The organism is Nocardioides fonticola, assembly GCF_039536805.1.
Lineage (GTDB): Bacteria > Actinomycetota > Actinomycetes > Propionibacteriales > Nocardioidaceae > Nocardioides > Nocardioides fonticola.
The window spans coordinates 295,803-307,306 of record NZ_BAAAZH010000001.1 but is presented as its reverse complement, the minus strand read 5'-3'; the positions used below and the strand labels follow the sequence as shown (position 1 = coordinate 307,306).

General features: G+C 72.0%; 10 protein-coding genes. 6 read left to right on the top strand and 4 right to left on the bottom strand.

Going from position 1 to position 11,504, the window contains the following annotated elements; genetic code table 11:
* Positions 1 to 61: 61 nt before the first annotated feature.
* A complete protein-coding gene (locus ABD671_RS01415) occupies positions 62 to 2,092 on the bottom strand; it encodes a beta-galactosidase (protein ID WP_344731405.1) in 2,031 nt (676 codons plus the stop codon).
* Positions 2,093 to 2,227: 135 nt separating this feature from the next.
* Between ABD671_RS01415 and ABD671_RS01410 the strand changes: the two genes are divergently transcribed.
* From ABD671_RS01410 to eutC, 6 genes are all read left to right on the top strand, one after another.
* Positions 2,228 to 3,565 (top strand): ABC transporter substrate-binding protein, encoded by a 1,338-nt coding sequence (locus ABD671_RS01410; protein ID WP_344731403.1) that lies wholly within the window; start codon positions 2,228 to 2,230, stop codon positions 3,563 to 3,565.
* Positions 3,558 to 4,499: a carbohydrate ABC transporter permease gene (locus ABD671_RS01405; protein WP_344731402.1), complete on the top strand. Its 942-nt coding sequence runs from the start codon at positions 3,558 to 3,560 to the stop codon at positions 4,497 to 4,499. The genes ABD671_RS01410 and ABD671_RS01405 overlap by 8 nt, the downstream gene beginning before the upstream one ends.
* Entirely contained in the window at positions 4,496 to 5,350 is an 855-nt protein-coding gene (locus ABD671_RS01400) for a carbohydrate ABC transporter permease (RefSeq protein WP_344731401.1), read from the top strand. Before ABD671_RS01405 ends, ABD671_RS01400 begins: the two co-directional genes overlap by 4 nt.
* A 41-nt stretch (positions 5,351 to 5,391) precedes the next feature.
* A complete protein-coding gene (locus tag ABD671_RS01395; protein ID WP_344731400.1) occupies positions 5,392 to 6,546 on the top strand; it encodes an ROK family protein in 1,155 nt (384 codons plus the stop codon).
* 134 nt (positions 6,547 to 6,680) lie between these two features.
* On the top strand, positions 6,681 to 8,108 hold the full coding sequence (locus tag ABD671_RS01390; protein ID WP_344731399.1) for an ethanolamine ammonia-lyase subunit EutB: 1,428 nt from the start codon (positions 6,681 to 6,683) through the stop codon (positions 8,106 to 8,108).
* Positions 8,105 to 8,905 carry an ethanolamine ammonia-lyase subunit EutC gene (eutC, locus tag ABD671_RS01385; protein ID WP_344731398.1) on the top strand — a complete coding sequence of 267 codons (801 nt, stop codon included), beginning with the start codon at positions 8,105 to 8,107 and terminating at the stop codon, positions 8,903 to 8,905. The genes ABD671_RS01390 and eutC overlap by 4 nt, the downstream gene beginning before the upstream one ends.
* On the opposite strand, the gene ABD671_RS01380 is transcribed toward eutC, so the two are convergent.
* The 3 genes from ABD671_RS01380 to ABD671_RS01370 are packed head-to-tail and all read right to left on the bottom strand — an operon-like array spanning position 8,874 to position 11,426.
* Positions 8,874 to 9,653, bottom strand: coding sequence for a GntR family transcriptional regulator (locus ABD671_RS01380; protein ID WP_344731397.1), 780 nt, complete (start codon positions 9,651 to 9,653; stop codon positions 8,874 to 8,876). The two genes, eutC and ABD671_RS01380, sit on opposite strands and share 32 nt — an antisense overlap.
* Positions 9,654 to 9,663: 10 nt before the next feature.
* Positions 9,664 to 10,362 (bottom strand): SDR family oxidoreductase, encoded by a 699-nt coding sequence (locus tag ABD671_RS01375; RefSeq protein ID WP_344731396.1) that lies wholly within the window; start codon positions 10,360 to 10,362, stop codon positions 9,664 to 9,666.
* A 47-nt stretch (positions 10,363 to 10,409) separates the two neighbouring features.
* Positions 10,410 to 11,426, bottom strand: coding sequence for a phosphotransferase enzyme family protein (locus ABD671_RS01370; RefSeq protein ID WP_344731395.1), 1,017 nt, complete (start codon positions 11,424 to 11,426; stop codon positions 10,410 to 10,412).
* Positions 11,427 to 11,504: the final 78 nt, after the last annotated feature.

Genomic DNA, 11,504 nt, shown 5'->3' with positions numbered 1-11,504 from the left:
GGGGTCTCGCGGGTCGGCGCTGGGGCGCCTCCCACCTCGACCACCGGCACTCCGACCCTGCTCATCGCCGCACCACCGCGACGCCGCGGGCGGGGACGGTGCCGGAGAAGGCGGCGTCGGCGACCAGGTCGTGACCCTCGACGGGGACGGCGACCTCCTCGGCGGTGTGGTTGACGACGAACAGCCAGCGTCGGCCGTCCTCGGCGGTGCGTTCGGTGAACTCCACCCCCGGACGCCCCGGGCCGAGCGGCACGACGCCCGCCTCCGCCACGACACGCGCCACGAGACGGTCGAGCGCGGTCTGCTCCAGACGCGTCGAGCAGTACCAGCCCGCGCCCTCGCCGTGGGCGCGGCGGGTGATCGCAGGGGCACCGGCGACGGGTCCGTCGGCGTAGCGGGCGAGCACCTCGGCGTCGTCGACGAGCAGCTGCTCGGTCCAGACATCGGCCTGCGAACCGTCGTCGAGGGTCACCCGTTCGCCGCTGCGGAGCGGGAAGAACTCCTCGATCCGGACGCCGAGCAGCGGCGCCAGCGCAGCGCCGTAGCCCCCCGGGCGCACGTGGTCGACCTCGTCGGTGATCGCGCTGAAGTACGTCACGAGCACCGTCGCGCCGGCCCGGGCGGCCGCGTCGAGCCGGGCGGCGACGTCGTCGGTGAGGCAGTAGAGGGTCGGCACGATGATCAGCCGGTAGCCCGTGAGATCGGCGCTGCTGTGGACGACGTCGACGCCGACGCCGAGGTCGGTGAGCGAGCGGTGCACGGCGTGCGAGCGGTCGAGGTAGGTGACGTCGATGCTCGGATGCGAGTCGAGCTCGCAGCCCCACCACGCCTCGTAGTCGAAGAGCATCGCCACGTCGTTCTCGGTGTACGCGCCCACGACCTCGTCGAGGCGGTCGAGCACCTGCCCGAGGTGGACGACGTCGCGCCAGATCTTGGAGTCGGTGCCGGCGTGCGGCACCAGCGCCGCATGGAACTTCTCCGCGCCGGCCCGCGAGGCGCGCCACTGGAAGAACAGGACGCCGTCCGCGCCCCGCGCCACGTGCTGCACGCTGTTGCGCAGCAGCTCGCCCGGCTGCTTGGCCACGTTGCGCGGCTGCCAGTTGACCGCGCTGGTCGACTGCTCCATGAGCAGCCACGGCCCGCCGTCCGCGAGACCGCGGGTGAGGTCGGAGCAGAACGCCAGCTCGCGGTAGCCCTCCGGGTCGGCGGCGATGACGTAGTGGTCGTTGCTGACGACGTCGACCTCCCGCGCCCAGCGGTGGTAGTCCAGCGCCCGGATGTGCTCGGTGACCATGAAGTTCGTCGTCACCGGGACGCCGGGGGAGAGCTCGTGCAGCACGTCGCGCTCGGCGACGAAGTTGGCCAGCTGCTCGGCCGAGCAGAAGCGCCGGAAGTCCAACTGCTGCGTGGGATTCGCGATCGCGGTGACGGCACGCGGGGGCAGCACCTCCTCGAAGCTCGAGTAGTGCTGGGACCAGAACGCCGTGCCCCACGCCCGGTTGAGCTCCTCGATGTCGCCGTACCGATCGATCAGCCAGGTGCGGAAGGCCTCGGCGCTCACATCGCAGTAGCAGAAGGCGTTGTGGCAGCCGAGTTCGTTGCCGACATGCCACATGCGCAGTGCCGGGTGGCCCGCGTACCGCTCGGCCATCGCCCGGCACAGCCGCAGGGCGTGCTCGCGGTAGACCGGCGAGCTGGGGCAGTAGGCCTGGCGTCCGCCGGGCCACAGCACGGTGCCCTCGGCGGTGCGGGGCAGCATCTCGGGGTGGCGGTGGGCCAACCACGGCGGCGGGGACGCCGTCGCGGTGGCGAGGTCGACGCCGATGCCGCCGGCGTGCAGCCGGTCGAGCACCTCGTCGAGCCAGCCGAAGTCGAAGACCCCGGGGGAGCGTTCGATCAGCGCCCAGGAGAAGACCCCGACGGTGACGAGGTCGACGCCCGCCTCCCGCATGAGGACGACGTCCTCGGCGTGCACCTCGCGCGGCCACTGCTCGGGGTTGTAGTCGCCGCCGAACGCGATCGCCGAGGGCCGCCAGCGCGGGCGCTGGTCTGGTCCGGCGGGCGCCTGCGGCGCACCGGGAGTGGCATACACGGCGGGGCTTCCGGCTGGAGTCACGGCTGGTGCTCGCTTCCTGGAGCGGTTCCGGCGGGTCGGGGTTGACATGTGACCGCGGTCACGCGGACTATTCGTCCACTTAAACCTAAGTGTTGTCAAACGGAGGTTCCCATGTCGCGATCCCGTTCACCTTTCGGGCAGCAGCTCCCCCCGTCGGCGGTCGTCACGGCCGCCGCCACCCGCCGTCGGTTCCTCCAGGGATCGCTGCTGGGAGCGACGATGCTCGGCGCCCCGGCGCTGCTCACCGCCTGCGGCGGCGACGACAGCGGCGGCGGCTCGGGTGCCGGCAGCTCGGTGAAGTTCGGCATCAACGAGGCCAAGGGCTCCGGCCCGGCCTACGACCGCCTCGCCGCGGTCGCCGCCGCCTACACGGCGTCCTCGGGCACCAAGGTCGCGCTCAACGCGGTCGACCACAACACCTTCCAGGAGAACATCAACACCTACCTCCAGGGCAGCCCGGACGACGTGTTCACCTGGTTCGCCGGCTTCCGCATGAACCAGTTCGCCGAGTCGGGCCTGATCTCCGACGTCAGCGACGTGTGGCCCATCGACGGACTCGGCGACAGCTTCAAGCAGGCCTCCACGGCCACCGACGGCAAGCAGTACTTCGTGCCGGCCAGCTACTACCCCTGGGCGGTCTTCTACCTGAAGTCGACCTTCGAGAAGCGTGGCTACGAGCCGCCGACCACGCTGGCCGAGCTGACCACGCTCATGACCAAGATGCAGAAGGACGGCATCACGCCCTTCGCCTTCGCCGACAAGGACGGCTGGCCGGCGATGGGCACCTTCGACATCCTCAACATGCGCATCAACGGCTTCGACTTCCACATGAGCCTGATGGCCGGCGAATCCGATTGGGACTCCGCCGAGGTCAAGCAGGTCTTCGACACCTGGCGCGGGCTGCTGCCCTACCACCAGGCCGACCCGCTGGGCCGTACCTGGCAGGAGGCGGCGACCTCGATGGGCAAGGGGGAGTGCGGCATGTACTTCCTGGGCACCTTCGTCGTCGACGCGATCGCCGACCAGGAGGACGACCTCGACTTCTTCACCTTCCCCGAGCTCGACTCCTCGATCGGCGCGACGGCCCTCGACGCCCCGATCGACGGCTTCTGCGTGGCCGCTGCCGGCCGCAACCAGAGCGGAGCCAAGGAGATGATGAAGTTCCTCGGCACCGCCCAGGCCGCCGACGCCGCGAACAAGGGCAACACCCCGTTCATCGCCGCCAACTCCGGCGCCGACACCAGCGTCTACTCGGCGCTCCAGCAGAAGTCGGTCGAGGTGGTCAACCAGGCCACCGACATCGCGCAGTTCCTCGACCGCGACACGCGTTCGGACTTCGCCTCGACCGTGGTCATCCCCTCGCTCCAGCAGTTCCTCAAGTCGCCCGACGACATCGACGGCGTCACCAAGAGCCTGCAGGAGCAGAAGGTGTCGATCTTCGGTGGCTGATGCTCTCGACGTGCGCGGCGGCTCGGGCCGCCGCAAGCGTCCGGGACGGCGTTCGCTGCGGCGTCGCCTGAACGGACGCGACCGGGCGGTCGTCATGACCATGGCGCTCCTCCCGGCCGTCTTCGTGCTCGCCCTGGTCTGGTTCCCGGCCGTGCTGTCGGTGATCCTCTCCTTCGGCGTCTGGAACGGCATCGGACCCATCGACACCATCCAGTGGGTCGGCACGCAGAACTACCACGACATCGTCACGATCTACCCGCCCTTCTGGCCGGCGATCCGCCACAACCTCATCTGGCTGGGCTTCCTGTTCCTCGGCCCGACGCTGCTCGGCATGTTCCTGGCCGTCGTCCTCGACAAGAACATGCGGTTCGGACGCTTCTACCAGACGGCGTTCTACATGCCGGTCGTGCTCTCCCTCGCCCTGACCGGCTTCATCTGGCAGCTGATGTACTCGCGCGACCAGGGCCTGATCAACGAGGTGTTCCACTCACAAGTCGATTGGTACGGCGACCCGAAGGTCAACCTGTGGGCGGCGCTGGTCGCGACCGCCTGGCGCCACACCGGCTACATCATGCTCATCTACCTGGCCGGCCTGAAGGGCGTCGACCCCTCGCTGCGCGAGGCCGCGGCCGTCGACGGTGCGACCGAGGTGCAGACCTTCTTCCGCATCGTCTTCCCGGTGATGCGACCGATCAACATGATCGTCGTCGTCATCGTGGTGATCGAGTCGATCCGCGCCTTCGACCTGGTGTGGGTCATCAACCGCGGTACCAACGGCCTGGAGCTGATCGGCGCCCTCGTGGCCCAGAACGTGGTGGGCGAGGCCAGCCGCTACGGCTTCGGCTCGGCGCTCGCCGTCATCATGATGGTGATCTCCTCGGTCTTCATCACCCTCTACCTCCGCGTCGTCTTCCGAGAGGAGCGGGACCGATGAAGAGCTCCCGCGGCACCACCGCCACCGTGCTCGTCGGGATCCTCGCGCTGCTGTGGATCTTCCCGCTGTTCTGGGCGGTGCTGAGCTCGTTCCGCGACTACCAGTACACCCAGGACCACTCCTACGCCTCCTTCGGCGGCTGGACCTTCGACAACTACCAGCGGGTGTGGGAGGACGCCGGCCTCGGGCACTACTTCGTCAACAGCCTCATCATCACGGTGCCGGCCGTCGTCCTGACCCTGTTCCTCTCCTCGCTGGCGGCCTTCGTGCTCGCCCGGTTCAGCTACCGCTTCAACCTGGCCCTGCTCGGCTTCTTCCTGGCCGCCAACCTGCTGCCGCCGCAGGCGCTGCTCGTGCCGGTGTTCCGTATCTACCGCGTCGTGCCGCTGCCGTACTGGATGAGCGACTCGGGCCACCTGCTGGGCAGCTACTGGGGTCTGATCATCATCAACGTGGCCTTCCAGATGGGCTTCTGCACCTTCGTCCTGAGCAACTACATGAAGACCCTGCCGCGTGAGATCTACGAGCAGGCGGAGGTGGACGGCGCCAGCGTGTGGCGGCAGTACTGGCAGCTCACCATGCCGCTGGTGCGCCCGGCGCTCGCCGCGCTCGCGACCCTGCAGACCACCTGGGTCTACAACGAGTTCTTCTGGGCGACCGTGCTGCTGGGCGGTCGGGGCGACAAGTTCCCGATCACCTCCGCGCTCAACAACCTCAAGGGCCAGTTCTTCACCGACTACAACCTGCTCTCCGCGGGATCGGTGCTGATCGCGCTGCCGGTGCTGCTGGTGTTCTTCGTGCTCCAACGCCAGTTCGTCGCCGGCCTGACCCTGGGGTCGACGAAGGGTTGAGCGCCGCCCCCGATGCGCCGGCGCGCCGCTACGGTGGCCCCGTGAGCCGACAGGTGAAGGGGCTGCCGTCGTCCAGCCCGGGCACGGTGGCGGTGCTGACCGCGCTGATCACCGAGGGTGCCCAGTCGCGGGCCGATCTCGCGCGCAGCACCGGCCTCACCTCGGCGGCGGTCACCAAGGTCGTCAACCCGCTGACGACGGCCGGCTACCTGCGCGAGGTCGGGCCGACCGGCACCGGCGGCCTGGGCCGTCCGGCCAGTCGGGTCGAGGTCGTCGGCGACGCCGCCTTCGTCGTCGGTCTCAAGGTCACCGGCTCGGAGGTGCTCGGCGTCCTGGTCGACCTGTCGGGTCACGTGCGCGGCGTCGCCTCGCAGGAACTCGAGACCCATGAGGTCGAGCATGTGCTCGACGTGATCGTCGAGGTCACCGAGAAGCTGTGCGCCGACCCCGAGCACGCCAGCCGGCTGCGGCACGTCGGCATCGGCATCTCCGGCGGCGTCGACGACACCGGCCTGGTCTCCTACTCCCACTTCCTGGGCTGGCACGGCGTCCGGCTCGCGCCGCTGGTGCACGGACGCCTCGGCCTTCCGGTCGCCGTCGACAACGACGTGCGGGCGCTGACCGCGGGGGAGCGGTGGTTCGGCGCCGGCGTCGGGCGCACCTCCTTCGCCGTGGTCACCGTCGGCGCGGGCATCGGCTGCGCGCTCTCCTACCAGGGGCAGCTGCTCGCCGGCGTCCACGGCGTCTCCGGCGAGCTCGGCCACCTGCCGGTGGCCGGCGACCGGCCCTGCCACTGCGGCGGCCACGGCTGCCTGGACACCGTGGCCACCACGCCGTCCCTGCTGCGCGACGTCGAGGCCGTCACCGGCGCCCCCGTCGCCACCCTCGAGGACGCCGTCGCGCTGGCGGCCGACGACGAGCGGGTGGCCGAGGTCTTCCGCGACGCCGGCCACGCCCTGGGACGCGGCATCGCCTCGGTCGTCAACCTCTTCGGGCCGCAGAGCGTCGTGCTCACCGGCGAGGGTCTGGTCGCCCTCGACGTCATCCGCGAGTCCATGCGCGCCGGCTACGTCGAGCAGGCCTACGGGCAGGCGATCCACGCCGAGCTCATCGTGCGTCCGTTGCCGTTCGAGGCCTGGGCGCACGGCGCTGCGACCCTCGCGCTCCAGGCGTTCCTGCACGGCGGCGAGCGATAGGCGCCACCGCGCTCGACCGGTAACGACGGCGAAACCCGCCGGTCGCGGCTGCGTCTTCGGCGCGAGGGAGAGTGGTCGGCACGGCGGTCGACCGACCGCCGCGCACGGACCGTCCGTCGATCGAGGAGGCGCGCGTGAGCGGGCACCGGCATCGCTACCGGCAGGTGCTGGGAGGCACCACCTACGGCTTCACGGGGCTGGTCGACCTGCTGGCGAAGGCCAGTCCGCGTCGCTCCGGCGATGAGCTGGCCGGCTGCGCGGCGGCGTCCCAGGAGGAGCGGGTGGCGGCCGCCTGGGCGCTGGCCGACGTCCCGCTGGACCGGTTCCTCGAGGAGCCGGTGGTGCCGTTTGAGACCGACGAGGTCACCCGGCTGATCCTCGAGCGCCACGATCCGATCGCCTTCGCGCCCCTGGCGCACCTCACCGTCGGCGGGTTGCGCGACCACCTCCTCGAGGTGGCGGTGCGCCCCGACGCCGCGCGGCTGCTGGCCTCCTACGCCGCCGGGCTCACCCCCGAGATGGTGGCCGCGGTCTCCAAGCTGATGCGCAACCAGGATCTCGTGCTGGTGGCCTCCGCGGTGCGCACGACGACGGGCTTCCGCACCACCATCGGCGCCCCCGGCACCCTCGCCACGCGGCTGCAACCCAACCACCCGACCGACGACCCCGCCGGCATCGCCGCGGCGACCCTCGACGGCCTGCTCATGGGGTGCGGGGACGCCGTCATCGGCATCAACCCCGCCACCGACTCCCCGGAGGTCACCGGACGCCTGCTCGTGCAGTTGGACGAGATGCGGCGGCGCTTCGAGATCCCCACCCAGTCGTGCGTGCTGGCCCACGTGACGACCACCCTGGGGCTCATCGAGCAGGGGTATCCGGTCGACCTCGTCTTCCAGTCGGTGGCCGGCACCGAGGGCGCGAACCGCTCTTTCGGCGTCGACCTCGCCCTGCTGCGGGAGGCCGAGGAGGCCGGCCGCTCGCTGGGGCGCGGCACGGTCGGCAGCAACGTGATGTACCTCGAGACCGGCCAGGGCTCCGCGCTCTCCGCGGGCGCCCACCTCGGCACCGGCGGGCTGCCGGTCGACCAGCAGACGCTGGAGGCGCGGGCCTACGCCGTCGCTCGCGAGCTGCGACCGCTGCTGGTCAACACCGTGGTCGGCTTCATCGGTCCCGAGTACCTCTACGACGGCCGCCAGATCCTGCGCGCCGGGCTGGAGGACCACTTCTGCGGACGCCTGCTCGGTCTGCCGATGGGCGTCGACGTCTGCTACACCAACCACGCCGAGGCCGATCAGGACGACATGGACGTGCTGCTCACGATGCTGGGGGTCGCCGGCGCCGACTTCGTGATCGCGGTGCCCGGCTCCGACGACGTCATGCTCGGCTACCAGTCGCTCTCCTTCCACGACGTGCTTTACGCGCGCCGAGTGCTCGGCCTGCGGCCAGCGCCGGAGTTCGAGCGATGGCTGGAACGTCAGGGCATGCTCGACGAGCGCGGTGCCGTCGCGCCGGCCGACCTCCCGGTCTCGCCGCTGCGCGCGCTCGCCGGAGGTCTGCGATGACGGCCCCCGGACCCCTCGAGCGCGAGATCGAGGACCCCTGGGCCCCGCTGCGCGGACTCACCCAGGCCCGCATCGGGCTCGGCCGGGTCGGCACCTCGCTGCCGACCGCGCGCGTGCTGGAGCTGGCCTCGGCCCACGCCGCTGCCCGCGACGCCGTCCACGAGCCGCTCGACGTCGCGGCACTGCTGCCCCAGCTGCCCCTGCCCCCGGGCGCGGGCTGGGCGGCCCACCTGCCCAGCCGGGCCGCCGACCGGGCCGAGTACCTGCGGCGTCCCGATCTCGGACGGGTGCCGGCAGGCGAGCAGGCCCTGCGCGATGCCGTCGCCCGGGTGCGACCGGACGCCGGCGTCGACGCCGCGGCGCGCGTCGACGTCGCGCTCGTCGTGGCCGACGGCCTCTCCCCGCGCGCCGTCCGCGAGCATGCGGTCGGCCTGCTGGAGGCGATCCTCGACCACCTCGCTCCCGATCTGGTCGTCGCGGCACCGATCGTGGCGACCCAGGCCCGGGTGGCCCTGGGCGACCACGTCGGCGAGGCCCTCGGTGCCGAGACGGTGCTCGTGATCATCGGGGAGCGTCCCGGGCTCTCGGTGGCCGACAGCCTCGGCATCTACCTCACCCACCACCCGCGGCCCGGGCGCACCGACGCCGAGCGCAACTGCGTCTCGAACGTGCACCCGCCCGACGGGCAGACCTACGCCGGAGCCGCCCGGACCATCGCCGGACTCGTCGCCGGTGCCCGCCGGCTCGGACGCTCGGGGGTCGACCTCAAGGACGGTCCGCACGCCCTGCCCGGCTGACGCCGCCGGCGACGTCCTCGCGACCCGCCACCGTGCTGCCGTCGGGGCGGGTGTGCACCGTGATCGCCGTGCGATCGCCGCGGAAGAGGTCGTGGGCGTGCTCGAAGGCGACGCCGTCGGCGTCGCGGGTCGTGCGGGTGACCGCCAGCAGCGGGGAGCCGACCTCGACCTCCAGCAGTCCCGCGACGTCGGGCGCCGCCTCGACCGCCTCGATGCGCTCCACCGACGCGACAGGCGTGACGCCGTAGCGCTGCTCGAGGAGGGCGTACATCGAGCCGCCCAGCGGGTGCTCGAGAAGATCGGGGAAGCGCAGGGCGGGGAACCTGGCGTACTCCAGGGAGATCGGGATGGCGTCGGCCAACCGCACCCGCACCAGCTCGACGACGAGGTCGTCGGTCTTGATGCCGAGCCCCGCGGCCGTGGCGTCGTCGGCGGTGCGCAGCGACGCCGCCACGATGCGCGACCCGGCCACGAAGCCCTGCTCGCGCAGCATCGCCGGCACGCCGACGACCCTGCTCAGATCCCGGGTCACCTTGCCTGCCACGAAGGTGCCGCCCCCACGACCCGGCGTGCGGCGCACCAGCCCGGTCGCGGCCAGCTCGGCCAGGGCCGAGCGCAGCGTGGCGCGGCTGACGCCGAGCTCCTCGGCGAGGTCGCGCTCGGCGCCCAGGCGCTCGCCGGGGCTCAGCGACCCGGCGGCGATCCGCTCGGCGAGACGGCGTCGGACGGCGTCGACGGCGGAGTCCACGACCCGCCCCTCAGGTGAGCGACTCGGGCAGCACCTGGCCGCCGTCGACGACCAGCGACTGGCCGGTGATGAAGCCGGCCTCGAGGGTGGCGAGGAACAGCGCGGCGTTGCCGATGTCCTCGACCGCGCCGAGCCGTCCGAGCGGGATGCTCGCCGTCATCGACGCGAGGTACTCCTCACCCAGGTCGGCCAGCCCCTCGGTGAGGATGTTGCCCGGCTGGATCGCGTTGACCGTGACGCCGTGCGCGGCCAGCTCCAGGGCTGCCGAACGCACGAACCCCAGCTGGCCGGCCTTGCTCGCGCCGTAGTGCGCCCAACCGGCCAGACCGGTGATCGGTCCGGTGATCGAGGAGGTGACGATGACCCGACCGCGCCCGGATGCCTGGAGCAGCGGCAGCATCGCCTGCACCGAGAGGATGGTGCCCTTGAGGTTGATGTCGAGGGTCTCGTCGAGCTCGGCCTCGGTCATCGTCGCCAACGGTGCCGGCGGGAAGATCCCCGCATTGGCGCACAGCACGTCGACCCCGCCGAGCCGTTCGCGGGCGGCCTCGGCGAGCGCCGCCGCACCGGCCGGCGTGGAGATGTCGAAGTCGCGCCCGGTGGCCAGCACGGCCGCACCGGCCGCCTCGAACCGCTCGGCGATGCCGCGGCCGATGCCGCGGGTGCCTCCGGTGACGACCACGCGGACGCCCTCCAACGACGTGAACATGTCTCCTCCTCGGGGTCGGGGCTCGTCGTCCGTCGAGCAGTTCGGGGTCAGGCCGGCAGGCGGTCGCGGACGGCGTCGGCGATGGCGCCCCGGCCGGCCAGGTACTCCTCGGCGAGCCGGCAGGTGCCGGCGGTGAAGTCGGCCCCCAGCTCGCCGGTGGGGTCGTCGGGCCGGTGGCTGGCGATCCACGCGGTGAGCAGCAGCCGTCGGAACATCACGAAGGTCGTCGCCAGGTCGAGGTCGAGCGCGGCCGGCGGCGCCACGGTCGCGTAGCCCTCGAACCACGACGCCACCAGGTCGGGCGCCTGCGGCGTGTGCTCGATGAAGCTCAGCGCGGCCGCCAGGTCGTAGCCGTACCAGCCGAAACCGCAGTCGTCGAAGTCGATGACGGCCAGCGCGCCCTCGTGCTCGAGCAGGTTCGCGCGACGCATGTCGCCGTGGATCAGGCCCCAGCTCGCGGCATCGCGACCGACGTCGGCCAGCCGCGCCCGCACGGCGTCCTCGGCCCGCTGGAGGACGCCGCGGCCCTCGGCGTCCAGGCCGATCGCCTCGCGCCAGTCGCCCCAGCGCATCTCGGGCCCGAAGGCCGCCGAGAGGTCCCAGGCGAAGCGGGTGCCGGGGACGGCGCCGGCCCAGCCGCGCGCGTGCCGGTGCATCCGAGCGGCGATCGCGGCGAGCCCGGCGAGGTCGCCGGTGGGCTCGGCGCCGGGCAGGAACTCGAAGAGCACGCAGGAGCGCGGGCCCTCGCCGTCGGGGTCGGGCACCTCGACGATGCGCTCGCCCGCCGGGGTGGCGAGCACGTGCGGCGTGCGGATGCCGGCCTCCTCGCGCAGGGCGTCCTGCCAGGCCAGCTCGGTCGCGATCGCGCCGGGCGCGTGATAGCCGCGGCGATGCACGCGCAGCGCCGCCGAGCCGTGGTCGTCGCTCAACCGGAAGGTCGCGTTCTCCGAGACGTTGAGCAGCACCACCTCGGCATCACCCCGGCCGTGGCGCGCGGCGGCGGCCCGGGCGACCTCGTGGATGCGCTCGAGGACGGCGTCCCCTGCCGACAGGTCGTGCTCCATGCCGGGGACCCTAGGCAGTTCCGGTCAGACCGGAACAGGGGTTCGGTCGAGCCGTAACGACGGTTTTACGCAGCGCAC

Coding starts and splice junctions, on each gene's coding strand:
- ABD671_RS01410 (WP_344731403.1), top strand. CDS start 2,228: ATGTCGCGATCCCGTTCACCTTTCGGGCAGCAGCTCCCCCCGTCGGCG.
- ABD671_RS01400 (WP_344731401.1), top strand. CDS start 4,496: ATGAAGAGCTCCCGCGGCACCACCGCCACCGTGCTCGTCGGGATCCTC.
- eutC (WP_344731398.1), top strand. CDS start 8,105: ATGACGGCCCCCGGACCCCTCGAGCGCGAGATCGAGGACCCCTGGGCC.
- ABD671_RS01375 (WP_344731396.1), bottom strand. CDS start 10,362: ATGTTCACGTCGTTGGAGGGCGTCCGCGTGGTCGTCACCGGAGGCACC.
- ABD671_RS01370 (WP_344731395.1), bottom strand. CDS start 11,426: ATGGAGCACGACCTGTCGGCAGGGGACGCCGTCCTCGAGCGCATCCAC.